Origin of the sequence: Pseudomonas sp. PDM20 (assembly GCF_014852575.3) — a bacterium.
Lineage (GTDB): Bacteria > Pseudomonadota > Gammaproteobacteria > Pseudomonadales > Pseudomonadaceae > Pseudomonas.
In genome coordinates, this window is the sequence record NZ_CM181224.1 from 6,314,394 (window position 1) to 6,338,939 (window position 24,546).

At 65.8% G+C, this 24,546-nt stretch carries 25 protein-coding genes; 13 read left to right on the top strand and 12 right to left on the bottom strand.

Translation table 11 applies throughout. The annotated features are described in order from the left end of the window. Window positions 1–5: 5 nt before the first annotated feature. The 3 genes from IB261_RS29035 to IB261_RS29045 are packed head-to-tail and all read right to left on the bottom strand — an operon-like array spanning window position 6 to window position 3,139. Window positions 6–350 (bottom strand): YdbL family probable chaperone protein, encoded by a 345-nt coding sequence (locus tag IB261_RS29035; protein ID WP_081515165.1) that lies wholly within the window; start codon window positions 348–350, stop codon window positions 6–8. A 14-nt stretch (window positions 351–364) separates the two neighbouring features. Beyond that, window positions 365–556 carry a YnbE family lipoprotein gene (locus IB261_RS29040; protein WP_081515164.1) on the bottom strand — a complete coding sequence of 64 codons (192 nt, stop codon included), beginning with the start codon at window positions 554–556 and terminating at the stop codon, window positions 365–367. A gap of 18 nt (window positions 557–574) precedes the next feature. Next, the gene (locus tag IB261_RS29045; RefSeq protein WP_192383600.1) at window positions 575–3,139 is read right to left on the bottom strand and encodes an intermembrane phospholipid transport YdbH family protein; all 2,565 of its coding nucleotides are present in this window, start codon (window positions 3,137–3,139) and stop codon (window positions 575–577) included. A 172-nt stretch (window positions 3,140–3,311) separates the two neighbouring features. On the opposite strand from IB261_RS29045, the gene dadR reads away from it, so the two are divergent. From dadR to IB261_RS29060, 3 genes are all read left to right on the top strand, one after another. Further along, window positions 3,312–3,800: a transcriptional regulator DadR gene (gene dadR / locus IB261_RS29050; RefSeq protein WP_015479539.1), complete on the top strand. Its 489-nt coding sequence runs from the start codon at window positions 3,312–3,314 to the stop codon at window positions 3,798–3,800. Between the two features lie 150 nt (window positions 3,801–3,950). Further along, a complete protein-coding gene (locus IB261_RS29055; protein WP_081515162.1) occupies window positions 3,951–5,270 on the top strand; it encodes an NAD(P)/FAD-dependent oxidoreductase in 1,320 nt (439 codons plus the stop codon). A 69-nt stretch (window positions 5,271–5,339) separates the two neighbouring features. Then, complete coding sequence (locus IB261_RS29060; RefSeq protein WP_081515161.1) at window positions 5,340–6,893, top strand: phospholipase D family protein; 1,554 nt, start codon at window positions 5,340–5,342, stop codon at window positions 6,891–6,893. On the opposite strand, the gene IB261_RS29065 is transcribed toward IB261_RS29060, so the two are convergent. After that, the gene (locus tag IB261_RS29065; RefSeq protein WP_192225075.1) at window positions 6,890–8,059 is read right to left on the bottom strand and encodes an MFS transporter; all 1,170 of its coding nucleotides are present in this window, start codon (window positions 8,057–8,059) and stop codon (window positions 6,890–6,892) included. The genes IB261_RS29060 and IB261_RS29065 overlap by 4 nt on opposite strands. A gap of 158 nt (window positions 8,060–8,217) precedes the next feature. Beyond that, complete coding sequence (locus IB261_RS29070) at window positions 8,218–9,711, bottom strand: aldehyde dehydrogenase (protein ID WP_045217682.1); 1,494 nt, start codon at window positions 9,709–9,711, stop codon at window positions 8,218–8,220. Between the two features lie 300 nt (window positions 9,712–10,011). Between IB261_RS29070 and IB261_RS29075 the strand changes: the two genes are divergently transcribed. After that, window positions 10,012–10,374, top strand: a complete 363-nt coding sequence (locus tag IB261_RS29075; protein ID WP_024762072.1) for a cupin domain-containing protein — start codon at window positions 10,012–10,014, stop codon at window positions 10,372–10,374. Window positions 10,375–10,499: 125 nt separating this feature from the next. On the opposite strand, the gene rpmG is transcribed toward IB261_RS29075, so the two are convergent. After that, on the bottom strand, window positions 10,500–10,655 hold the full coding sequence (gene rpmG / locus IB261_RS29080) for a 50S ribosomal protein L33 (RefSeq protein WP_017520721.1): 156 nt from the start codon (window positions 10,653–10,655) through the stop codon (window positions 10,500–10,502). A 12-nt stretch (window positions 10,656–10,667) separates the two neighbouring features. Beyond that, a complete protein-coding gene (rpmB, locus tag IB261_RS29085; RefSeq protein ID WP_009614118.1) occupies window positions 10,668–10,904 on the bottom strand; it encodes a 50S ribosomal protein L28 in 237 nt (78 codons plus the stop codon). A 366-nt stretch (window positions 10,905–11,270) separates the two neighbouring features. Between rpmB and IB261_RS29090 the strand changes: the two genes are divergently transcribed. After that, window positions 11,271–12,842 (top strand): ABC transporter substrate-binding protein, encoded by a 1,572-nt coding sequence (locus IB261_RS29090; RefSeq protein WP_192383599.1) that lies wholly within the window; start codon window positions 11,271–11,273, stop codon window positions 12,840–12,842. A 10-nt stretch (window positions 12,843–12,852) separates the two neighbouring features. Here the strand turns inward: IB261_RS29090 and radC are convergent, their stop codons facing one another. Then, window positions 12,853–13,527: a RadC family protein gene (gene radC, locus IB261_RS29095; RefSeq protein WP_192383598.1), complete on the bottom strand. Its 675-nt coding sequence runs from the start codon at window positions 13,525–13,527 to the stop codon at window positions 12,853–12,855. Window positions 13,528–13,669: 142 nt separating this feature from the next. On the opposite strand from radC, the gene coaBC reads away from it, so the two are divergent. The 5 genes from coaBC to IB261_RS29120 are packed head-to-tail and all read left to right on the top strand — an operon-like array spanning window position 13,670 to window position 19,438. Then, window positions 13,670–14,878 (top strand): bifunctional phosphopantothenoylcysteine decarboxylase/phosphopantothenate--cysteine ligase CoaBC, encoded by a 1,209-nt coding sequence (coaBC, locus tag IB261_RS29100; RefSeq protein WP_045217692.1) that lies wholly within the window; start codon window positions 13,670–13,672, stop codon window positions 14,876–14,878. 7 nt (window positions 14,879–14,885) lie between these two features. Next, on the top strand, window positions 14,886–15,341 hold the full coding sequence (dut, locus tag IB261_RS29105; RefSeq protein WP_192383597.1) for a dUTP diphosphatase: 456 nt from the start codon (window positions 14,886–14,888) through the stop codon (window positions 15,339–15,341). Window positions 15,342–15,381: 40 nt separating this feature from the next. Next, the gene (locus IB261_RS29110; protein ID WP_192383596.1) at window positions 15,382–18,006 is read left to right on the top strand and encodes a phosphomannomutase/phosphoglucomutase; all 2,625 of its coding nucleotides are present in this window, start codon (window positions 15,382–15,384) and stop codon (window positions 18,004–18,006) included. A gap of 20 nt (window positions 18,007–18,026) precedes the next feature. Then, window positions 18,027–18,932, top strand: coding sequence for an acetylglutamate kinase (gene argB, locus IB261_RS29115; RefSeq protein WP_024762065.1), 906 nt, complete (start codon window positions 18,027–18,029; stop codon window positions 18,930–18,932). 59 nt (window positions 18,933–18,991) lie between these two features. Beyond that, entirely contained in the window at window positions 18,992–19,438 is a 447-nt protein-coding gene (locus IB261_RS29120) for an acyl-CoA thioesterase (RefSeq protein WP_151188726.1), read from the top strand. An 18-nt stretch (window positions 19,439–19,456) separates the two neighbouring features. Here IB261_RS29120 and IB261_RS29125 read toward each other — a convergent pair whose 3' ends face one another. Then, window positions 19,457–20,077: a DUF4124 domain-containing protein gene (locus tag IB261_RS29125; RefSeq protein ID WP_151188727.1), complete on the bottom strand. Its 621-nt coding sequence runs from the start codon at window positions 20,075–20,077 to the stop codon at window positions 19,457–19,459. A gap of 20 nt (window positions 20,078–20,097) precedes the next feature. Continuing rightward, entirely contained in the window at window positions 20,098–20,739 is a 642-nt protein-coding gene (gene pyrE / locus IB261_RS29130) for an orotate phosphoribosyltransferase (RefSeq protein ID WP_081515152.1), read from the bottom strand. An 81-nt stretch (window positions 20,740–20,820) separates the two neighbouring features. Between pyrE and crc the strand changes: the two genes are divergently transcribed. After that, a complete protein-coding gene (gene crc, locus IB261_RS29135) occupies window positions 20,821–21,600 on the top strand; it encodes a catabolite repression control protein Crc (RefSeq protein WP_151188728.1) in 780 nt (259 codons plus the stop codon). A 73-nt stretch (window positions 21,601–21,673) separates the two neighbouring features. Here the strand turns inward: crc and IB261_RS29140 are convergent, their stop codons facing one another. Beyond that, a complete protein-coding gene (locus IB261_RS29140; protein ID WP_045217702.1) occupies window positions 21,674–22,045 on the bottom strand; it encodes a DUF4870 domain-containing protein in 372 nt (123 codons plus the stop codon). Between the two features lie 49 nt (window positions 22,046–22,094). Further along, window positions 22,095–22,814, bottom strand: coding sequence for a ribonuclease PH (gene rph, locus IB261_RS29145; protein ID WP_015479557.1), 720 nt, complete (start codon window positions 22,812–22,814; stop codon window positions 22,095–22,097). Between the two features lie 166 nt (window positions 22,815–22,980). On the opposite strand from rph, the gene IB261_RS29150 reads away from it, so the two are divergent. Beyond that, complete coding sequence (locus tag IB261_RS29150; RefSeq protein ID WP_081515151.1) at window positions 22,981–23,844, top strand: YicC/YloC family endoribonuclease; 864 nt, start codon at window positions 22,981–22,983, stop codon at window positions 23,842–23,844. Between the two features lie 52 nt (window positions 23,845–23,896). After that, window positions 23,897–24,508: a guanylate kinase gene (gmk, locus tag IB261_RS29155; RefSeq protein ID WP_045217706.1), complete on the top strand. Its 612-nt coding sequence runs from the start codon at window positions 23,897–23,899 to the stop codon at window positions 24,506–24,508. Window positions 24,509–24,546: the final 38 nt, after the last annotated feature.

Below are 24,546 nucleotides of genomic sequence, written 5' to 3' on the forward strand. Positions count from 1 at the left end.
CAGGCTTACTTGCGCACCCACTGACCATTGACCTGTACGTACTGCCCCGACGGCGTACGCTCGATGGCCTTCTTGCCGGCCAGGGATTCCACGTCCTTGAGGGTGGCGCCACTCTGGCTGGCGACTTTCTGGTACTCGGCGCGGCGCGCGGCGTTGATCTGCGCGGCGACATCGGCGGCATCACCGCCGTTCTTCACGACGCCGAGGTATCCGTCGGCCTGCTCGCCGACCAGCCCCTGGGACTTGGCGCTGCCCAGCGCGGACATCGCCTGCTCCAGGCTCATGGCCATGACCGGCAGGCTCAGGCAGAGGGCGACCAGCGCGACGCCCAGTTTGCGGTGCAATCTCATGCAAAGGCTCCTTCTCAGAACAGGCCACTGTTCTCGTTGATGATGCCGTCGAGCGCCTTGTCGACCTTGATATAGATCTCGTGCTCGATCTTCACGTTGAGGTTGATGTTGATCGGCTCCTTGGGCGCTGCCAGCTGCACGGTGGGCGTGCAGCCCTGGGCAAGGCCTGCCAGGAGCAGTAGGGCGAATAGGGCGCGGAGGCGCATTTCAGGTTCTCCTTGCGGTCATGGCGCGGCGGCCGGGTCGTTGCGCAGGCGTTCCTGCACGCGCTTGCGGATGGTGTCGCTGACCCGGTCGCTCAGTTGCAGGCTGGTGAGCAGCTTGGGCACGTTCTCCTCCAGGTTGACGTTGAGGTTGATCGGCCGGCCCTGCTCCAGTTCGGGATTGCGCCCGCTCAGGCTCAGGGCGAGGAGCAGCTTGCCGGATTCATCATAATCCACGCGGCTGCTGAGCTTGTCGTAGCGGAAGTCGTCGATGGCGGTGGCCACCAGTTGCATGGCCGGGTTGCTCTGGCCCAGCGACTGGATCTTCGGCGAACGGAACTGCAGCACGCCGGGTTGCCGCGCGGCCACTTCGCCATTGCGGATCACCAGCTTGCCCTCGTGCAGACCCAGCGGCAGGTTGCCGTCGATGATGCCGTTGCCGGAAAGGCCCTCCGCCGGATAGGCCGCGAGGATCGCCTCCAGGGCCAGCCCCTCCAGCTTCAGGGTAAGACCCTGCCCCAGTGCAGAAAGATCCACGGCCCCGGCCGGCAGCCAGGCGCGACCCTTGAACAGTCCCAGCTCCGCCTGCTGCCAGTCGACCCGGCCCGCCAGCGGCGCCGCCAGCGAGGCCTTGTAATTACCCTGCAGGGACAGCGGGCCGAGGGTGACGCCGGGGTTCAGCGTGGCGACTCTTACCTGCGGCAGCTGCAGCTGCAGCTGCGAGCCCTTCAGGGCGAACTTCGCCTGCAGGTCGAGGCCATGCACCTCGCTGCGATCGTAGACGCCCTCCAGCCCGCTGCCGCGCAGGTTCAGGTCGAGGCTCTGCGCAGCGGCGCCCGGTGGCAGGCGCCAATTCAGGTCGAAGCTCGCCTTGCCATTGTTCAGGCTGAGCAGCCCCGGCCAGTCGCCCAGGGACTTCTCCAGCGGGTTGCCGGTGCGCAGGAAGAACTCCGGCTGCCGCGCGACCAGGGCAACACCCTGCTTCGCCGAGTTACCCAGGTCGACCTCGGCATTCAGACCACCGCTGTTGAGCAGCCGGCCCTTGAACTGCTGGGCGTCGAGGCTCGCCGCCAGTGTGCCCATGGCATTCCAGGACAGCGGTTTGACGTGGGGCTGGCGCAACTCGCCCACGGCCAGTTTCAGCGGGGCATCGAGTTGCAGGGTGGCCCGCAGGTCACTGGCGTACCCCAGGTTCAGCGCGCCTTTACCCAGCGTGGCGGCAAGCTTGCTGGCCTTCAGCGACTGCGCTCCGGTCAGCGTGCCGACTTGCAACTGTGCGCCATCGGCCAGATTGAAACTCGCCGACTGCTGATCGATCCGGCCGTCGAAGCTCAGGTCGATGCGACTGTTGTCGCCGCGCAGGCCGGCCAGCTCCAGGTGCGGGATCTTCCCTTCCAGCCGCGCATCACTCAGTTGCAGCGCCAGCGGGGTCGCCTCCAGCAAGGCCACGCGGGAGCGCAGGCGCAGGTCGGCGGCCCCCACCGCACGCAGATCGGCGCGCACGCTGCCGACTTCCTCTTCTACACCGGGCTCCAGGTGCAGGGTCAGGCGCGCCGGGCGCAGGCCGACCGGCAGCGCCTGCAGCCAGTCGCCGTAGAGATCGGAAAGGCGCAGGTCGCCGCTGACCACCGAGGGCCGCCAGCCGATATCGGTCGCACTGGCGATCAGCCGCAGATCACCCTGCAGGTTGCCCGCACCCGGCAGCGGCCAGGGCTGCGGTAGCTGCAGGGAGAGATCGATGCTGCCGCGTCCATCGCGCAGGCCCGGCCAGTCCGGCCAGGCGGCGTCGCCGGCCAGCTGGGTGTCCCAGCTCAGGCGCAGGCGCCCGGCCTCGGGGATCGGCAACGGCAGGTTCGGTGTCGGCAACCACATGCCCAGCCAGTTGCGCACCGCCTGCACCGGTGGCACGGCGGGGCTGGCAATGTTGCCGCTGAGCTGGCGGCTGGTCGGCGCCCAGCTGGAATCCAGGGAAAGCAGCGGCTCGTTGTCCAGGTAGCTGTCCAGGTGCAGGCGCCACTGACCATCACCCGGTTGCAGCAGGCCGTTGAATGCCAGTTGCTGTCCGCCCTGGCGCAGCTCGCCGCCCAGTGCGGCGGCGCCGCCCTGGATCTGCTGCCAGTGCGCGCTGCCATTGAGCGTGCAGCGTTGCTCGCGGGCGCAGGGCAATTCGACGGCGACGCGCTCCAGCGCCAGCCGTCCGGGCAGCAGAGCCAGCCAGCGGTTGAGCTGGGTGATCTCCGGCAGCCCGGCATCTGCTTCCGGCGCGCCCTGCCCCGGCCACTGGCGGATGTCGATGCTGCGGGCAGCCAGCTCCTTCAGGCGCCAGCGCCCGTCTTCATGCTCGGGCCAGCCGACGCGCAGGTCCTGCAACTGGATCGCCAGGCGCGCGCCATCCGGTGTCTGCCGCTGAAGGGCCAGGCGCTGCAGCGTCAGACCCTCGCGGGAAATGCCCAGCCCCTGCCACTGCTCGACGCTGACCCCGGCACTCGCCAGCAGGCGCGGAACCGCCAGCCACGCCGCGCCGGCCGCCATTGCCAGAAGCAGCAACAGCAGCAGGAGAACGGTGCGCAGGCGGGGAAGCGACATGCGAAAGCCTCTGCAAAAAATGACCGACTTCGTCCCAAAAGACCGAAGCGTTGGCCTACAGGCTGGCCGTCCAACGCGGGAAGTTCAAGGGTTGCCAGTGATATTCCCTGCACAACCGACTATATTGCCGACATTCCCCCAAAGCTCATCGCTCGACTTCAGAGTCATACCCATGAGAACCCAGCATCAAAGCCGCCGCGAACTGGACAAGATCGACCGCAACATCCTGCGCATCCTGCAGGAGGAAGGCCGCATCTCCTTCACCGAACTGGGCGAGCGCGTCGGCCTCTCCACCACGCCGTGCACCGAGCGCGTGCGCCGGCTGGAGCGCGAGGGAATCATCATGGGCTACAACGCCCGGCTGAATCCGCAGTACCTCAAGGCCAGCCTGCTGGTGTTCGTCGAGATCAGCCTGGACTACAAGTCCGGCGACACCTTCGAGGACTTCCGCCGCTCGGTGCTCAAGCTGCCCCATGTGCTGGAGTGCCACCTGGTGTCAGGCCACTTCGACTACCTGGTGAAGGCGCGCATCTCCGAGATGGCCTCCTACCGCAAGCTGCTGGGCGACATCCTGCTCAAGCTGCCCCACGTGCGCGAATCCAAGAGCTACATCGTGATGGAAGAGGTGAAGGAAAGCCTCACCCTGCCCATTCCTGACTGAATAGCCGGCTGATTCCCCGCCGTTCGCGGCAAGCTCAACAGATTTATTTACGACTTCCCGGCGTTTTTTCCCGTGCGGCTATTGGCTGCGCGGGAAGTCGGCGTTTATCCTGCGTAAAATTTTAACAACACAAAAATCAGGATATCGCACATGAACGCCCGCGTTCACCAGCCGGTGCACACCGACCGCCACGCCCCGTCCTACTACGCCGCGAGCGTCAATCGCCGCCTCGAAGTACCGCCCCTGGCGGGCGAGGAAAAGGCCGACGTGTGCATCATCGGCGGTGGTTTCTCCGGGCTGAACACGGCCATCGAACTGGCCGAGCGCGGGCTCTCGGTGATCCTGCTGGAAGCGCATCAGATCGGCTGGGGCGCCAGCGGTCGCAACGGCGGCCAGTTGATCCGCGGCGTCGGCCACGGCCTGGAGCAGTTCGAGCCGGCAGTGGGCGCCGCTGGCGTGCACGCCATGAAGCTGATGGGCCTGGAAGCGGTGGAGATCGTCCGCCAGCGTGTCGAAAAATACGCCATCGACTGCGACCTGACCTGGGGCTACTGCGACCTGGCCAACAAGCCCTCGGACGTCGAAGGCTTCCAGGAAGATTTCGACGAGCTGAAAAGCCTCGGCTATCGCCACGAACTGCGCATGATCCCGCAGGATCAGATGCGCTCCATCGTCGGCTCCGACCAGTACGTCGGCGGCATGGTGGACATGGGCTCGGGCCACCTGCACCCGCTCAACCTGGCCCTGGGCGAAGCTGCCGCGGCGCAGAGCCTGGGCGTGAGGCTGTTCGAGAACTCCGCCGTCACCGGCATCGACTACGGCAGCGAAGTACGCGTGCGCACCGCCCAGGGCAGCGTGCGCGCCAAGTCCCTGGTGATCGCCTGCAATGCCTACCAGAACGGCCTGAACCCCTACCTCGACGGCAAGGTTCTGCCCGCCGGCAGCTACGTGATCGCCACCGAACCGCTGTCCGCGGAACAGGCCCGCGCCCTGCTGCCGCAGAACATGGCCGTGTGCGACCAGCGCGTGGCGCTGGACTACTACCGGCTCTCCGCCGACAACCGCCTGCTGTTCGGCGGTGCCTGCCACTACTCCGGGCGCGACCCGGCGGACATCGCCGCCTACATGCGACCGAAGATGCTCAAGGTATTCCCGCACCTGGAAAACGTGCGCATCGACTACCAGTGGGGCGGCATGATCGGCATCGGCGCCAACCGCCTGCCGCAGATCGGCCGCCTGCCCGACCAGCCCAATGTGTATTTCGCCCAGGCCTACGCCGGCCACGGGGTGAACGCCACGCACCTGGCCGGCAAGCTGCTCGCCGAAGCCATCACCGCCCAGCAGGGCAGCGGCTTCGAGCTGTTCGCCAAGGTGCCGCACATCACCTTCCCCGGCGGCAAGCTGCTGCGCTCGCCACTGCTGGCCTTGGGGATGGCCTGGTACCGCTTCAAGGAAACCTTCGGCGGCTGACCGCCTGCGCGATCCACCGGCTAGAATCTTCCGCAGCCCGTCACCGGCGGGCTTGTCGGAGACTCATCCTTGCTTCCACGCCTGTTCCTGCTGATCCTGCTGGCCCTGGGTGGCTGCGCCAGCGCGCCGCCGCCCGAGCCTTCGCACGTGCTGCCGGTGCAGGGCACCCGGCTGGACAACCAGATCAGCGAACAGGCCGCCGCCCATCCCGGGCAATCCGGCTTCCACCTGCTGGCCTCCAGCGTCGACGCCTTCCTCGCCCGCGCCGAGCTGATCCGCAAGGCCCAGCGCAGCCTCGACGTGCAGTACTACATCGTCCACGACGGCCTCACCACCCGCGCGCTGATCCGCGAGCTGCTGCACGCGGCGGACCGCGGCGTGCGCGTGCGCATCCTGATCGACGACACCAGCAGCGACGGCTGGGACTACGAGCTGGGCACGCTCGCCGCCCACCCGAACATCCAGGTGCGCCTGTTCAACCCGCTGCACCTGGGCCGCAGCACCGGCGTCACGCGCAACCTCGGGCGGCTGTTCAACCTCTCCGAACAGCACCGGCGGATGCACAACAAGCTGCTGCTGGCGGACAACAGCGTGGCCATCGTCGGCGGCCGCAACCTGGGCGACGAGTACTTCGACGCCAAGGCCGAGATGAACTTCAGCGACCTCGACCTGATGGGCGTCGGCCCGGTGGCGCAGTCGCTGGGGCAGAGCTTCGACCAGTACTGGAACAGCCGCATCAGCCGGCCCATCGAGGACTACCTGTGGGGTGACCCGGACCTCGACGAGCTCAACCGCATGCGCCGCAAGCTGGACCACTACCTGGCGAAGGAGCGGGTGAAGAGCTCCAGCTACATTGCCCGGCTCAACCGCAACAGCGACCGCCCTCACCTGCAGAACTGGCTGGACGAACTGGTCTGGGCGCCGGGCAAGGCAGTCTGGGACACCCCACTGAAAGTCCTCGACCACGGCGATCCGAAGGGCGAGTACCTGCTCAGCACCCAGCTGCAGCCGCTGTTCGACGGGGTGTCGAAGGAGCTGATCCTGGTCTCGGCCTACTTCGTACCGACCAGCGCCGGGGTCGACTACCTGACCCAGCGCGCCGACAGCGGCGTCAGCGTGCGCCTGCTGACCAATTCACTGGAGGCGACTGATGTGCCGGCCGTGCACGCCGGCTATGCGCCCTATCGATTGGAGCTGCTGGAGCACGGGGTGAAGCTCTACGAACTGCGCGCCGATCCGGACCAACGTCTGTCCGGCGCACCTTGGATGGTGCGCGGGTCTAGCAGCGCCAGCCTGCACAGCAAGGCAGCGGTGTTCGACCAGCGGAAGGTGTTCGTCGGCTCGCTGAACTTCGACCCGCGCTCGGTGCTGTGGAACACCGAGGTCGGCATCATCGTCGACAGCCCGGAACTGGCCGACCAGGTACGCCGCCTGGCGCTGGCGAGCATGTCGCCGAGCGTCAGCTACCAGGTGAAGGTTGCCCCCAACAGTGACCCGCCAAAGCTGGTCTGGATCGAGGAGCGCGGCGGCAAGCTGGTGGCGCTGGACCGCGAACCGGGCAACGCCTGGCGTCGGCTCAACGCATGGATCGCCGGCGCCATCGGGCTGGAGAAGATGCTCTAGGAGCGCTCCTGCTGCAGCTCGGCGTCAGTCGAACGCATCACCGGCGGCAACCCGCGCAGGCTCACCAGGATCACGAAGCCGACCGCCCCCAGCGCCATCACCAGCGGCAGCGCATGGCCGCTGATCCACTGGCTGGCCGCTCCGGTGGCCAGCGGCCCGATCAGGCAACCGATGCCCCAGAGCTGGGCGATGTGTGAGTTGGCGCGCACCAGCGCATCGTCGCGATAGCGCTCGCCAATAAGGATCAACGATAGGGTGAACAGCCCGCCCGCACTGGCGCCGAACAGCACCAGCACCGGCCAGATGGCGATGTGGTGGAGCAGTGGCGGCATGGCCAGGCTGCTCGCGCACAGTACGATGCCGCAGCCCTTGAACAGCGTCTGCCGCGAGATGCGATCGGCCAGCCAGCCGATGGGCAGCTGCAGCAGCGCATCGCCGACCACCACCGTGCTGACCATCGCCAGCGCTACCGCCTGGGTGAAGCCCTGCTGGATGCCGTAGACCGGCAGCAGGGTGAGGATCATCGCCTCGAAGCCGGCGAACAGCACCACCGCCCAGGCGATCGCCGGGAGCTGGCCGCAGAAGGCGAACAGCCCGCGCCCATTGGCGCTGTGCGGGTCGACCCTGGGCGCGCCGGTACGGCCGAGCAGCAGCAGGGAGCCGCCCACCAGCAGGCAGACGCTGAACCAGAAGCCGCGGTTGTCGGCGGTGCCTATGAACGTCAGCAGCACCGGGCCGGACAGCTGGCTCAGTGCATAGCCGGTGCCATACAGAGCGACCAGGCGGCCGCGCCATTTCTCGATGGCCAGCTGGTTGATCCAGCTTTCTCCGAGGATGAACACGACAGTCAGTTGCACGCCGATCAGCAGGCGCAGGAACAACCAGATCGGGTAGCTCTGCAACAGCGCCAGCAGGCCGACCGAGAAGGCTCCGGACAGCAGGCACAGGCGCATCAGCCGTGGCGTGCCGACCCGCGCCGCGAGGCGCCCGGCGATCATCGCGCCCAGCAGCACGCCCACGGCCGGGGTGGACGCCATGACGCCGATGGCGAAGTTGCCATAGCCCCAGCCTTCCAGGCGCAACGAGACCAGCGGCATGGTCAGGCCCAGGGCCAGACCGATGCTGATGACGGCAGCACACACAGCAAAATACGGTCCCCAACGCATTGTCTTTCTCCCGTTCCATCCGGAGCGCACGCCAGGCGCGAGGGGTGCCCGATGCGCAATGCACAGCGGCCGGGCTTCCCTGAGGGAAACCCGGCCGCGGGTGTGGCTCTTTGTCAGAGTCGGCCCCTGACTCGGGGCCGACCTGCCTCAGCCGAGGATCAGAGTTTGATCCAGGTAGCCTTCAGTTCGGTGTACTTGTCGAACGCGTGCAGCGACTTGTCGCGGCCGTTGCCGGACTGCTTGAAGCCACCGAACGGAGCGGTCATGTCGCCGCCGTCGTACTGGTTCACCCACACGCTGCCGGCACGCAGTGCCTTGGCGGTCAGGTGAGCCTTGGACAGATCGCTGGTCCACACCGCGGCGGCCAGGCCGTACGGGGTGTCGTTGGCGATGCGCACGGCTTCTTCGGCATCGGTGAACTCGATGACCGACAGCACCGGGCCGAAGATCTCTTCACGGGCGATGCGCATGGCGTTGGTCACGCCGTCGAAGATGGTCGGCTCGACGTAGGTGCCGCCAGTCTCTTCCAGAGTGCGCTTGCCGCCGGCCACCAGCTTGGCGCCGTCGTCGTGGCCAGCCTGGATGTAGCTCAGCACGTTGTTCATCTGGGTGGTGTCGACCAGCGCACCGACGTTGGTTTCCGGGTCCAGCGGGTTGCCCGGTTTCCAGGCCTTGATGGCTTCGACGACCATCGGCACGAACTCGGCCTTGATCGACTTCTCCACCAGCAGGCGCGAGCCGGCGGTGCAGACTTCGCCCTGGTTGAAGGCGATGGCGCTGGCGGCAGCTTCAGCAGCGGCTTTCAGGTCCGGAGCATCGGCGAAGACGATGTTCGGGCTCTTGCCACCGGCTTCCAGCCAGACGCGCTTCATGTTGGATTCGCCGGCGTAGACCATCAGCTGCTTGGCGATCTTGGTCGAACCGGTGAACACCAGGGTGTCGACGTCCATGTGCAGGGCCAGGGCCTTGCCGACGGTGTGGCCGAAGCCCGGCAGGACGTTGAATACGCCTTTCGGGATGCCGGCCTCGATGGCCAGCTGGGCGATACGGATGCCGGTCAGCGGGGACTTCTCGGAAGGCTTGAGGATCACCGAGTTACCGGTGGACAGCGCCGGGCCGAGTTTCCAGCAGGTCATCAGCAGCGGGAAGTTCCACGGCACGATGGCAGCGACAACGCCGACCGGCTCGCGGGTAACCAGGCCCAGTTCGTTGTGGGCGGTGGCGGCCACTTCGTCGTAGATCTTGTCGATCGCTTCACCGCTCCAGCGCAGGCTGTTGGCGGCGCTGGACACGTCGATGCTCAGCGAGTCGCTGATGGGCTTGCCCATGTCGAGGGTTTCCAGCAGGGCCAGTTCCTCGGCGTTCTCCAGCAGCAGCTCGGAGAAGCGGATCATGACCTTCTTGCGCTTGGCCGGGGCCAGGCGCGACCAGGAGCCGGAATCGAAGGCGGCACGGGCGACCTGCACGGCACTTTCGGCATCGGCCAGGTCGCAGCTGGCGACCTTGGCCAGGAAGCGGCCATCCACGGGGCTGATGCAATCGAAGGTGGCGCCGGATGCGGCGTCGACATATTCACCGTTGACGAAGGCGCGGCCTTCGATCTTCAGGTCCTTGGCGCGAGCTTCCCAATCGGCGCGAGTAAGGGTACCCATGACAACGTGTCCTCTTATTAATGTACTTATCAGGTGCAGGCGCCCGGCGGGCGCGCTGTCAAAAATTCCGCAAGGCGGAGCAAACGCATGCTGTTGGCAACCCTAAACCGGAGGCCGCCAATTTTCAATATTTTTTACACTAAGCGGCCAAATGGCCTTGTCACGTTCGTTTTATTAAACATAGACTGCCCTGATTCGTCGGCTGATGGTTTTCCGACAGCCGCTTCGGAGTAAATATCCAACAGCGCTGCGCGTGCCCGCACGCACTCTCGCCAACAACTCTAAAGAACCGAGACCGCCATGAACGTCGAGCAGATCGTCGATTTCGCCCAGGCCACCACCGCCCCCGAGCACTACCGCCCCGCCCCGGACCGCATCATCAAGGGCGACCCGGCGCAGAACGTGCGCAACCACTACGCCAGCGACTGCGGCCAGTTCAACGTGGGCATCTGGGAAGGCGAGCCGGGCCACTGGAATGTCAGCTACACCGAGCACGAGTACTGCGAGATTCTCCAGGGCGTGTCGGTGATCCGCGACGCCAATGGCGGCGCCAAGACCGTGCGCGTCGGCGACCGCTTCGTCATCCCGGCCGGCTTCAGCGGCACCTGGGAAGTGCTGGAGCCCTGCCGCAAGGTCTACGTGATCTTCGAACAGAAGGCCTGATCCCCCGAACACCAAAAAGCCCGCCGATCGGCGGGCTTTTTTTCGTCCGCGATCTTCGCAAGGAAATCGCGGGCAAGAAAAAACCCGCCACGAAGGGCGGGTTTCTTCACAAGGGCGAAGATCAATTACTTGATCTTGGCTTCCTTGTAGATCACGTGCTTGCGAACAACCGGATCGTACTTCTTGATCTCGATTTTCTCAGGCTTGGTACGCTTGTTCTTGTCGGTGGTGTAGAAGTGGCCGGTACCGGCGCTGGACACCAAACGGATCAGTTCGCGCATGACTGCAGCTCCTTAGAATTTTTCGCCGCGGGCGCGCAGGTCGTTCAGAACGGCCTCGATGCCACGCTTGTCGATGATACGCATGCCTTTGGCGGAAACGCGCAGACGCACGAAGCGCTTCTCGGATTCAACCCAGAAACGGTGGTGCTGCAGGTTCGGCAGGAAACGGCGGCGGGTTTTGTTGTGTGCGTGGGAAATGTTGTTCCCGGTAACCGGACCCTTACCGGTCACTTGGCAAACTCTCGACATGGCTCAGCCCTCTGTAAACCACATGCCAAACCCGGCATGGGTTGGCTGCTTAACTCAATAGGATTCTCAGTTTCACCGGGGTCTTAACTGCCGCTTCGCCGCGATCGAGTCGCAGGATCAGAGCAGGGCCCCAGAAAAGAGCGCAGCTTTATATCAGAAAGACACTTCCAGCTGCAAGGGAAAGCATGACTCGAAAAAGCCGATGCCAGCCCCCGCGGGCCGCGGCACTGGTGCCGTTCGTCGCCTGTCATCGTTGTGACGGGCGGCGGCTTGGTCTAGGGTAGCTCCTTCGAGGCTGCCAACAGCCTTGCATGACCCCGCCCAGCCTCGCGGATGGGCATCTTGCCAGCTCACACGGAGTTCGTCATGCGTCTTGCCCTTCTTGCCCTCCTTCTTTCCCCTGCCCTCGCCAGCGCCGCCTCGCTGAGCGTGTGCACCGAAGCCAGCCCCGAAGGCTTCGACGTGGTCCAGTACAACTCGCTGACCACCACCAACGCCTCGGCCGACGTGCTGATGAACCGCCTGGTGGACTTCGACGCCGCCCGCGGCGAAGTGGTGCCGAGCCTGGCCGAAAGCTGGAAAGTCTCCGACGATGGCCTGACCTACGACTTCCAGCTGCGCGACGGCGTGGCCTTCCACCACACCGACTACTTCAAGCCGAGCCGCGCACTGGGCGCCGACGACGTGGTGTTCAGCTTCCAGCGCATGCTCGACCCGGCCCAACCCTGGCACAAGGTCGCGCAGAGCGGCTTCCCCCACGCCCAGTCGATGCAGCTGCCAAGCCTGGTCAAGGCCGTGGAGAAGGTCGATGAGCACCACGTGCGTTTCAGCCTCAACCACCCGGACGCCACCTTCCTGGCGATGCTCAGCATGGGCTTCGCCTCCATCTACTCCGCCGAGTACGCCGACCATCTGATGAAGGCCGGTACCCCGGAGAAGCTCAACGCCCAGCCGATCGGCACCGGTCCCTTCGTCTTCAAGCGCTTCCAGAAAGACGCCGTGGTGCGCTATATCGCCAACGCCGAGTACTTCGGCGGCAAGCCGGCTGTGGATAACCTGGTGTTCGCCATCACCCCGGACGCCAGCGTGCGCCTGCAGAAGCTCAAGCGCGGCGAATGCCAGATCGCCCTGTCGCCCAAGCCGCTGGACGTCGAGGCGGCGCAGAAGAGCGCCGAACTCAAGGTCGAACAGACCCCGGCCTTCATGACCGCCTTCGTCGGCATCAACAGCCAGCACCCGCCGCTGGACAATCCCAAGGTGCGCCAGGCGATCAACCTCGCTTTCGACAAGGGCAGCTACCTGAAGAGCGTGTTCGCCGGCAGCGCCACCGCCGCCGACGGCGTCTACCCGCCCAACACCTGGAGCTATGCCAAGGACATCCCCGGCTACCCGCGCGACCTGGACAAGGCCCGCGCGCTGCTGGCCGAGGCCGGGCACAAGGACGGCTTCAAGACCACCATCTGGACCCGCCCTTCCGGCAGCCTGCTCAATCCCAACCCCAGCGTCGGCGCACAGCTGCTGCAGGCGGACCTGGCGCAGATAGGCATCCAGGCCGAAATCCGCGTGATCGAATGGGGCGAGCTGATCCGCCGCGCCAAGGCCGGCGAGCATGACCTGCTGTTCATGGGCTGGGCCGGCGACAACGGCGACCCGGACAACTTCCTCACCCCGCAATTCTCCTGCGCCAGCGTGAAATCCGGGCTGAATTTCGCGCGCTACTGCGACGAGAAGCTCGACGGCCTGATCAGCCAGGGCAAGGCGGTGGCCGACCAGGCCAAGCGCAGCGAGCTGTATCACCAGGCGCAGCAGATCATCCACGACCAGGCGCTGTGGCTGCCGCTGGCGCACCCGACTGCCTCGGCGCTGACCCGCCAGAACGTGAAGGGCTACGTAGTGAACCCCTTCGGTCGCCAGGACTATTCGAAGGTGCAGCTGTAGCGCACCGGAGCTAGAGCATCCCCAGCTCGGCCATGGATTGCGGCTCGCCGTCACCGACGATGAAGTGATCGAGCACCCGCACATCGATCAGCGCCAGCGCCTGGACGATGCGACGGGTCAGCAGGTCGTCGGACTGGCTCGGTTCGGCGATCCCGGAGGGGTGGTTGTGCGCCAGGATCAGCGCGGCAGCGTTGTGCGCCAGGGCGCGCTTGACGATCTGCCGGGGGTAGACGCTCGCGCTGTCGATGGAGCCGTGGAACAGCACCTCGAAGTCCAGCATGCGGTGGCGGTTGTCCATGAACAGGCAGGCGAACACCTCGTGGGGTTCGTGGCGCAGCCGCGCCTTGAGGAAGTCGCGCACCGCCTGCGGGCTTTCCAGGGCGGGGCCACGATCCATGTCCTCGGCCAGGTGCCGGCGGCTCATCTCCAGCACCGCCTGGAGCTGGGTGAACTTGGCCGGCCCCAGCCCGCGATGGCTGCAGAACGCCTCGAGATCGGCTTCCAGCAGCGCGCGCAGGCTGCCGAACTCGACCAGCAGCCGGCGCGCGAGGTCCACGGCACTGCAACCGGTGACACCGGTGCGCAGGAAGATGGCCAGCAATTCGGCATCGCTCAGGCTCGCCGCCCCCTGTTCCAGCAAGCGCTCCCGAGGTCGCTCCGACACAGGCCAATCGAGAATTCTCACGCAACCTCCCAGGTCTGGTCCGCCCGCTGTTCCGGCGCAGGCGCTGTGCTATCTTAGCCCCCTCGCTGCGCGCGGCCGGAGGCCTGGGGAGGCGTCATCGGCTTCAGCGCGCGTCATCCATTTCCGTATTTAAGGCTGGCCTATGCAGCGGCTCTATCGTAAACGCATCGTTCTGGGCGTCGGTGGCGGTATCGCCGCCTACAAGAGCGCCGAACTGGTCCGCCGGTTGCGCGACCAGGGCGCCGAGGTGCGTGTCGTGATGACCCAGGGCGGCCGCGAGTTCATCACCCCGCTCACCCTCCAGGCCCTGTCCGGCCACCCGGTGCACCTGGACCTGCTCGACCCCGCCGCCGAAGCAGCCATGGGGCATATCGAGCTGGCCCGCTGGGCCGATCTGGTGCTGATCGCCCCCGCCACCGCCGACCTCATGGCGCGTCTGGCCCAGGGCGTGGCCAACGACCTGCTGACCACCCTGGTGCTCGCCACCGACGCGCAGGTCGCGCTGGCGCCGGCGATGAACCAGGCCATGTGGCGCGACCCGGCCACCCAGGTGAATGCCGAGTTGCTGCGCTCGCGCGGCCTGCACTTCTTCGGCCCCGCCGCCGGCAGCCAGGCCTGCGGCGACGTCGGTCCGGGACGCATGCTCGAGGCCGAAGAGCTGGCGCAACTGGCCGCCGACTGCTTCGAGTTCAAGGCCCTGACCGGCCAGCACATCCTGATCACCGCAGGGCCGACCCAGGAAAACATCGACCCGGTGCGCTACATCACCAACCACAGCTCCGGAAAGATGGGCTTCGCCCTGGCCGAAGCGGCTGCCGAAGCCGGCGCCCGCGTGACCCTGGTGACCGGCCCGGTGCACCTGCCCACTCCCGACCGCGTGAGCCGCGTCGACGTGGTCAGCGCCCGCGACATGCTCGCCGCCTGCGAAGCGGCGATGCCGGCGGACATCCTGATCGCCTCCGCCGCCGTGGCCGACTACCGCCCGGAACTGGTCGCCACGCAGAAACTCAAGAAAGACCCCACCACCGGTGACGGCCTGCTCTTGCAGCTGGTGCGCAATCCCGACATTCTCGCCACCCTCTCGCTGCGCGAGGACCGGCCCTTCAGCGTCGGCTTCGCCGCGGAGACCGAGAACCTGCTCGAGTACGCCTCGCGCAAGCTCAAGGACAAGAATCTCGATCTGATCGTCGCCAATGACGTCGCCAATCCGTCCATCGGCTTCAATAGTGAAGAGAACGCCATCACGGTCATCGACCGCGAATTGCACAAGACTGCGTTCGCCCAGACCAGCAAGGGCAAGATCGCCCGCCAGCTGATCGCCTTCATCGCCGAACGCATCAATCAACACTGAGAACTCAATGCATTCCCTGCAAGCCAAGATCCTCGATCCCCGCCTGGGCAGCGACTTCCCGCTGCCGCAGTACGCCACTCCCGGTTCCGCCGGCCTCGACCTGCGCGCCATGCTCAAGGAGGACTGCGTCCTCGAGCGGGGCCAGACCGTACTGATCCCCACCGGCCTGTCCATTTACGTCGCCGATCCGGGCCTGGCTGCGCTGATCCTTCCGCGCTCGGGCCTGGGCCACAAGCACGGTATCGTGCTGGGCAACCTGGTCGGCCTGATCGACTCGGATTACCAGGGCGAGCTGATGGTCTCCTGCTGGAACCGCGGCCAGACGGCTTTCAAGATCGCCATTGGCGAACGCATCGCCCAGCTGGTGCTGGTGCCGGTGGTGCAGGCGCACTTCGAGCTGGTCGAGTCCTTCGACGAGAGCCAGCGCGGCGCCGGCGGCTTCGGTCACTCCGGCAGCCATTGACCCCTTTCCCTTTCAGGATGAATCGCCGAGGAGACGTTGCATGAAACTTTTCCAACGCACTGCCAAGGACAGCGCCGAACTGCCGGAACTCGTGCCGGCGGAGAAGCCCGTCAAGGGGCCGGCGGCCAAGGTCGACCTCAAACCGCTGCTGCCCTCCCTGGTCCTTACCGTCGGCGGTGTAGCGGCGGCCGGCGCGTTGCTCTGGTTCAGCCTGTTCGGCCAGGCGGACAAGGCCCACGTCGCGCAGGTCAGCAGCGCCTGGTCGGAAAGCCAGGCCGGCGCGCTGCGCCAGTCACTCAGCCTGCTGGCCGCGGACAGCCGCGCCATGGCGAGCGACTCGCAGTTGCTGCCGACCCTGCAGAGCAATGACCCGGCGCGCATCGCCGCGCTGGAAAAGGCACTCACCCAGGGGCATCTTGATGGGCTGGTGGATGTCCACCTGAACGCCAGCGGGCAGGCCGTGCAGGACACCTCCCGCCCCGGCCCGCTCAACTATGCCGCGCTGGACATGCTGCACCGCGTCGAGAGCGGCCAGGCCGTGGCACCGGAAGCCTACAAGGTCGGCACCCGCTGGCTGGTCTACAGCCCCACCGCGCTGCGCGGTGCGGACAACTCGATCCAGGGTTCGCTGCTGCTGGTCGTCGACCTGCAGCGCCTGCTCGGCAGCCTGCCGCCGATGTCCGCCGATATCGGCCAGTTGCAGCTTTCCCAGCAGTTCGGCAACTCGCCGGCGCAGGTACTGCTTCAGCGCGGCCAAGCCAGTGAAGTTGCGCCGCTCAGCATCGCCAGCGGCAACCCGAACTGGAAGCTGAGCTTCACCCCCGGCCCGACCCTCACCAATCCGCTGTACTCGCCGACCCTGCTGGGCATCGCTGCGCTGCTCGCGCTGGTGGGCGGCCTGCTCGGCCTCTATCTTGCGCAAAGTGCGATGCAGCGCCGGGTCAGCAAAGATGCCCAGGGCCTGGGGCAGTTCATTCAGGAACTCGCCGGCCAACGCACTGCCAAAGCTCCTGAGCTGAGCCTGCCGAGCCTGCAGGCGCTGGCTCAGGCGCTGGCCCGCCAGCCGCGTCGCAAGACCGAAACACCCAGTGCCAGCGCTCCCGCCGCGCCTGCAGCCGCCGCCCAGCCGGTTCCGGCTGTCGCCGCTGCCAGCGCCCCGGCCGCTGTCACTGAAACGCCATTGGTCGATCCGCTGTTCCAGAATACCGACATTCTGGACATCGACATTCTTGATGAAGACCAGGATCTCCTGGGATTGGAGCAAACACCCGCTATGAGCACGCCTAAAGCCCCGCAGCTGCCCGCCAGCATCTTCCGCGCCTACGACATCCGTGGCGTGGTCGGCGACACCCTGACCACCGAGACCGCCTACTGGGTCGGCCGTGCGATCGGTTCCGAAAGCCTTGCGCGCGGCGAGCCGTGCGTCTCCGTGGGCCGTGACGGCCGACTGTCCGGCCCCGAACTGGTCCAGCACCTCATCCAGGGTCTGCTCGACTGCGGCTGCCAGGTCACCGATGTCGGCATGGTGCCGACTCCGGTCCTGTACTACGCGGCCAACGTCCTGGAAGGCAAGTCGGGCGTGATGCTCACTGGCAGCCACAACCCGCCGGACTACAACGGCTTCAAGATCGTCGTCGCCGGCGAGACCCTGGCCAACGAGCAGATCCAGGCACTGCGCGAACGCATCCAGAATGGCGACCTCGCCTCCGGCGTGGGCAGCGTGCAGCAGGTCGACATCCTGCCGCGTTACTTCCAGCAGATCCGCGACGACATCGCCCTGGCCAAGCCGCTGAAAGTGGTGGTGGACTGTGGCAACGGCGTGGCCGGCGTAATCGCCCCGCAGCTGATCGAAGCCCTGGGCTGCACCGTGATTCCGCTGTATTGCGATGTCGACGGCACCTTCCCCAACCACCACCCGGACCCGGGCAAGCCCGAGAACCTGGAAGACCTGATCGCCAAGGTGAAAGAGACCGGCGCCGACCTGGGCCTGGCCTTCGACGGCGACGGCGACCGCGTGGGCGTGGTGACCAACGAAGGTACCATCATCTACCCCGACCGCCTGCTGATGCTGTTCGCCAAGGACGTGGTATCGCGCAACCCGGGCGCCGACATCATCTTCGACGTCAAATGCACCCGTCGCCTGATCTCGCTGATCAGCGGCTACGGCGGTCGCCCGGTGATGTGGAAGACCGGCCACTCGCTGATCAAGAAGAAGATGAAGGAAACCGGCGCCCTGCTCGCCGGCGAGATGAGCGGCCACATCTTCTTCAAGGAACGCTGGTACGGCTTCGACGACGGCATCTACAGCGCCGCGCGCCTGCTGGAAATCATCAGCCTGGACAAGCGCGATGCCGAACGCGTGTTCTCCGCGTTCCCGATGGACATCTCCACCCCGGAAATCAACATCACCGTCACCGACGAGGGCAAGTTCGCCCTGATCGAGGCGCTACAGGCCCGTGGCCAGTGGGGTGAAGCCAACCTCACCACCCTCGACGGCGTGCGTGTGGATTACCCCAAAGGCTGGGGCCTGGTTCGCGCGTCCAACACCACTCCGGTGCTGGTCCTGCGCTTCGAGGCGGATTCCCAGGAAGAACTGGAACGCATCAAGGAAGTGTTCCGCACCCAGCTGAAAGCGGTCGATCCCGCCCTCAGCCTGCCCTTTTGACCTCTATGCCGGAGCCCACCATGACCCAGAGCCGCGATGACGCCGCCCAGGTTGCCCGCGTCCTTGCCGAAGCCCTGCCCTACATCCGCCGTTTCGTCGGCAAGACGCTGGTGATCAAGTACGGCGGCAACGCCATGGAAACGGACGAGCTGAAGAACAGCTTCGCCCGCGACGTGGTGCTGATGAAGGCCGTCGGCATCAACCCGGTGGTGGTCCATGGTGGTGGTCCGCAGATCGGCGACCTGCTCAGCCGTCTGTCGATCGAGAGCCACTTCATCGATGGCATGCGCGTCACCGACGCGCAGACCATGGACGTGGTGGAGATGGTCCTCGGCGGCCAGGTCAACAAGGACATCGTCAACCTGATCAACCGTCATGGCGGCAGCGCCATCGGCCTGACCGGGAAGGACGCCGAGCTGATCCGCGCGAAGAAGCTCACCGTCACCCGCCAGACGCCGGAGATGACCAAGCCGGAAATCATCGACATCGGTCACGTGGGCGAAGTCACCGGGGTCAACGTCGACCTGCTGAACATGCTGGTGCAGGGTGACTTCATCCCGGTCATCGCACCGATCGGGGTGGGCGCCAACGGCGAGTCCTACAACATCAACGCCGACCTCGTGGCCGGCAAGGTGGCCGAGGCGCTGAAGGCCGAGAAGCTGATGCTGCTCACCAACATCGCCGGCCTGATGGACAAGCAGGGCCAGGTCCTCACCGGCCTGACCACCGAGCAGGTCAACGAGCTGATCGCCGACGGCACCATCTACGGCGGCATGCTGCCGAAGATCCGCTGCGCCCTCGAAGCGGTGCAGGGCGGCGTGACCAGCGCGCACATCATCGATGGTCGCGTGCCCAACGCCGTGCTGCTGGAGATCTTCACCGACAGCGGTGTCGGCACCCTGATCACCAATCGCAAGCAGCGCTGATCGAAAATGACACCCGCCTGGAGCGATCCACGCGGGTGTCTTTCCGTCTGGAGTCTGGAATGACCGCATCCCCCGTATCCCGCAACGACTTCAGCTTCTTCCACGGCCTGCGCGTGCGCTGGTCGGAGGTGGACCCGCAGGGAATCGTCTTCAACGGCAACTACCTGACCTACGCCGATGTCGCCACCACCGAGTACTACCGCCACCTGGGCGTAAGCTACCCGGCTGACCTGCTGCGCGGCGGCGGCGATCTGTTCGCGGTGAAGACCACCCTGGAATACCTGGCGCCCGCGCGCTTCGACGACTGGCTGGAAATGGGCGTGCGCGTCAGTCGGCTGGGCCGCAGCAGCCTGACCTTCCAGGTGTCGATCTGGTGTGATGAAACCCTGCTGACGCTGGGGGAGCTGATCTACGCCTATGCCGGCGAAGACCGGACAAGCCAGCCCTTGCCGGACTGGCTGCGCGGGAAGATCAACGAATTCGAGCGCGTCTCGCCGCAACAGTAAGCGCGGCGAGCGTCTGCCTCAGTTACCGCCGGAAATCTGGGCGAATCGCGCCCGGTCGGAGGCGAAGCTGCTCTGCGCCTGGGTGCGCAGCTGCTGATAGCGGGCGATGTCCTGCTGCAGGCGTTGCTCATCGCTGCGCAGGTTACTCAGTTGCGCGACCAGGTCATCCGGCACTGGGCGCCCGGCACGTTCCTGATCGGCAGCGCGGGCCTGCAGGTTGGCCTGCTGCGTTTTCAGCGACTGCAGGTTGCCCTTGGCCACGCTGGCCAGCCCGTCGAGCTCAGCCAGCTTGCGGTCGCGGGCACGGTCGACGTCCTCCACGCTGGTGTACATGCGCATCAGTTGCTGGTCGGAACTGGCACGCGCGGCGTCCGCCTTGCGCTGCTCGATCTCGGCGGCGGTCGGTGCCGGCGGCACCTCACGGATCACCCGGCCCTGGTCGTTAAGCACCTGGTAGCCCTTGCCGATGTACTGCGGCGGGACGCCCAGGCGGTCGATGACGGTGATGCCCTTGTCATTGACGTAGCGGTACAGCTCGACCTGGCTGGTCGGTTGGCCGGCAGCTGCCGCCTGGCCTGCGAGCATGGCCCCCAGAAGCCCCATCAACACCCTGTAGCGGTAAGCACCCTGCTTGGCCATGCCCGACACCCTTGTTCCGGTTAGATACCGTACTGCGCCCGATAGGCCTCGACGGCCGCGAGATGCTGCTTGAGCTGCCCGTCACCGGCCAGATACTCCAGCACCTGCTCCAGCGAGACAATGCTTACGACCGGGATCGAGAAGTCCCGTTCAACTTCCTGGATCGCTGACAGCTCACCCTTGCCGCGTTCCTGGCGGTTCAGCGCGATCAGTACGCCGGCGGCCTGGGCCCCCTGCGCGTCGATGATCTGCATGACTTCGCGGATCGCGGTGCCGGCGGTGATCACGTCATCGATGATCAGCGCGCGACCGGCCAGCGGTGCGCCGACCAGCGTGCCACCTTCGCCGTGGTCCTTGGCTTCCTTGCGGTTGAAGCACCAGGGCAGGTCGAGGCCGTGCTGTTCCGCCAGCGCAATGGCTGTAGCGGCCGCCAGCGGAATTCCTTTATAGGCCGGGCCGAACAACACGTCGAAAGGTATGCCGCTGTCGACCACCGCGCTGGCGTAGAAACGACCCAGCTGGGACAGCGCAACGCCTGAGTTGAACAGGCCCGCATTGAAGAAGTACGGACTGGTGCGCCCGGACTTGAGGGTGAATTCGCCGAAACGAAGAACGCCGCGCTCGATGGCGAAGCGGATGAAATCGCGCTGATATGGCTGCATGGGTAAGAACCGGCCGGTATGAATTTAGCTAAACCGTTTGAGCTCGGGTATCATACACACACGTGATTTTGGGGGCCATTTATGCGGATCATCAGTGTGAACGTGAATGGTATTCAGGCTGCAGCCGAGCGTGGTTTGCTCAGTTGGCTGCAAGCCCAGAATGCCGACGTGATCTGCTTGCAGGATACCCGCGCCTCCGCTTTCGATCTGGATGACCCGTCCTACCAACTGGATGGCTACTTCCTGTACGCCTGCGATGCCGAAGTGCCCAGTCAGGGCGGCGTCGCAATCTATAGTCGTCTGCAACCCAAGGCTGTCATAAGCGGCCTGGGTTTCGAGATGGCCGATCGTTACGGGCGCTACCTGCAAGCCGATTTCGATAAGGTGAGTATCGCCACTCTCCTGCTGCCTACCGGGCAGGAAGGGGATGAGAACCTGAACCACAAGTTCAAGTTCATGGACGATTTCGCCCAGTACATGAACAAGCAGCGCCGCAAGCGCCGCGAATACATCTATTGCGGCTCGCTGTACGTCGCGCACCAGAAGCTGGACGTGAAGAACTGGCGCGAATGCCAGCAATCGCCGGGCTTCATGGCGCCGGAGCGTGGCTGGATGGATGAGATCTTCGGCACCATGGGCTACGTCGACGCCCTGCGCGAGGTCAACCGCGAAGGCGACCAGTACAGCTGGTGGCCGGACAGCGAACAGGCCGAGCTGCTCAACCTGGGCTGGCGCTTCGACTATCAGATCCTCACGCCGGGTCTGCGCCGCTTCGTGCGCAGCGCCAAGCTGCCGCGCCAGCCGCGCTTCTCCCAGCATGCGCCGCTGATCGTCGATTACGACTGGACCCTGAGCATCTGAGTCCTGTCGCACCGCCGCGAGGCGGACAGAAAAAAGCCGGCTTCGCGCCGGCTTTTTCGCGTCTGGAGCGCGCTTACTTGAGCGGACGCCAGGTGAAGGGATAGCGGTAATCCAGCCCTTCATTGGCCTTGATCCCGGCAATGATGGTCAGCACCAGTGCGCCGATGCTCACCAGGCCCAGCAGGAAGAAGCCGATCACCACCAGCATCAGCAGGCAGCTGACCACCACCGCGAGGCTCACGGTGATCTGGAAGTTCAGCGCTTCCTTGCCCTGACGGTCCACGAACGGGTCCGATTCACGCTTGATCTGCCAGACGATCAGCGGCCCGAGCAGGTTGCCGAAGGGGAAAATGAAGCCAAGGAAGGCGGCAAAGTGGCAGAACATCGCCCACTGACGGGCTTCCTGGCTCGGCTGAACCTGCTGTACCGGTACTTCGTCGCTCATCCTTTCGCTCCTTGCACTTGAAGATCGGGCGGGCTGGCCGCCCGCCGGGTCAGTCTGCCAGCGCGGCGCGCTGCAGTTCGAACAGCTCGCGCAGGCCCTGCTGCGCCAGTTCCAGCATGGCATTGAGCTCGGCCGGCTGGAAGGGGGCGCCCTCGGCGGTGCCCTGGACTTCGATGAAGCCACCGGCATCGGTCATGACCACGTTCAGGTCGGTCTCGGCGGCGGAGTCTTCCAGGTAGTCCAGGTCCAGCACCGGCTCGCCCTGGTACATGCCCACGGAAACCGCGGCGACCATCTGCTTGAGCGGGTTGCCCTTGAGTGCGCCACGCTTCTTCAGCACGGCCAGGGCGTCGATCAGCGCCACGGTGGCGCCGGTGATCGAAGCGGTGCGGGTGCCGCCGTCGGCCTGGATCACATCGCAGTCGATGTACAGGGTGTTCTCGCCTAGCTTGGACAGGTCCAGCGCGGCACGCAGGGAGCGGCCGATCAGGCGCTGGATCTCCAGGGTGCGACCACCCTGTTTGCCGCGCGCGGCCTCACGCTGGTTACGCTCGCCGGTGGAGCGCGGCAGCATTCCGTATTCGGCGGTCAGCCAGCCCTGGCCCTGGCCCTTGAGGAAGCGCGGCACACCGGATTCGGCGCTGACGGTGCAGATCACCTTGGTGTCGCCGAACTCGACCAGCACGGAGCCCTCGGCGTGCTTGGTGTAATGGCGGGTGATACGGATCGGGCGCAGTTGGTCGGCGGCGCGGCCACTGGGACGGTTCATGGAGGCATCCTGTACAGATTACTGGCGGGGGAATGTCCGCCATTATAGAGGCCAGCGGACGGGCGCAACCACCGCCGGCGTGCTGCGGCGCGCTACGCTGGGGTACAATTACCGGTTTCCGACGACCTGTCGGCCGTTTTCCCAGCCCATTCAGAGAGGTGACTCCATGGTCCACAGCATGACCGCCTTCGCCCGCGTCGAGCGCGCCAGCACCCATGGAACCCTGAGCTGGGAGCTGCGCTCGGTCAACCACCGCTACCTCGAGCCCAACCTGCGCCTGCCCGAAGCCTTCCGCGACCTCGAAGGCGCGGTGCGCGAGGCGCTGCGCCAGGGCCTGTCGCGCGGCAAGGTGGAATGCACCCTGCGCTTCAACGAGGAAAACGCCGGCAAGGCGCTGCAGGTCGACCGCGAGCGCGCCGCGCAACTGGTCGCCGCCGCCGAGACCGTCGCCGACCTGATCAAGAACCCCGCCCCGCTCGATCCGCTGGCCGTGCTGGCCTGGCCCGGCGTGCTGGTGGGCGATGCCGCCGATCCGCAGGCGCTCAACGCCAGCGCGCTGGCCGCTTTCACCCAGGCCCTGGATGAACTCAAGGCCGGCCGCGCCCGCGAAGGTGCCGAGCTTTCGAAGATTATCGACGAGCGCCTGACAGCCATGCAGGAAGACGTGGCCAACCTGCGCCAGCTGGTCCCGGAAATGCTCGCCAACCAGCGCCAGAAGGTGCTCGACCGCTTCACCGAGATGAAAGCCGAGCTCGACCCGCAGCGCCTGGAACAGGAAATGGTCCTGCTGGCGCAGAAGAGCGACGTTGCCGAGGAACTGGATCGCCTCACCACCCACGTCACCGAAGTACGCCGCGTGCTCAAGGCGGGCGGCGCCGCCGGCCGGCGCCTGGACTTCCTGATGCAGGAACTCAACCGCGAGGCCAACACGCTGGGCTCGAAGGCATTCGACCCGCGCTCCACCCAGGCCGCGGTCAACCTCAAGGTCCTGATCGAGCAGATGCGCGAACAGGTCCAGAATATCGAGTAAGCCGGACGCATCCGGCTTCAACCACAGTCAACCGCAACTCCAGGAAAGCGCCATGTCCGGCACCCTCTACATCGTTTCCGCCCCGTCCGGCGCCGGCAAGACCAGCCTGGTCAAGGCCCTGCTCGACGCCATGCCCAGCGTGCGCGTCTCCGTCTCCCACACCACCCGCGGCATGCGCCCGGGCGAAGTGGACGGGGTGAACTACCACTTCGTCGGCCACGACACCTTCCGCGCCATGCTCGAGCGCAACGAATTCCTCGAGCACGCGCAGGTCTTCGACAACCTCTACGGCACCTCTCAGCGCTGGGTCGAGAAGACCCTCGCCGAAGGCAACGACCTGATCCTGGAGATCGACTGGCAGGGCGCGCAGCAGGTACGCCGGCTGATGCCCCAGGCGCAGTCGATCTTCATCCTGCCGCCGACCCAGGAAGCCCTGCGCCAGCGCCTGACCAACCGCGGCCAGGACAGCGACGAGGTGATCGAGCGGCGCATGCAGGAAGCCGTCAGCGAAATGAGCCACTATGTGGAATACGATCACCTGGTGATCAACGACGATTTCGCCCACGCGCTGGAAGACCTCAAGGCGATCTTCCGCGCCCGCCAGCTCCGTCAGGATGCCCAGCAGCAGCGTCACACCGAGCTGCTGCAACGCCTGTTGGCCTGAAGTCGCCGAGAGAAGGCACTTCCATAAAGATTGGCGAT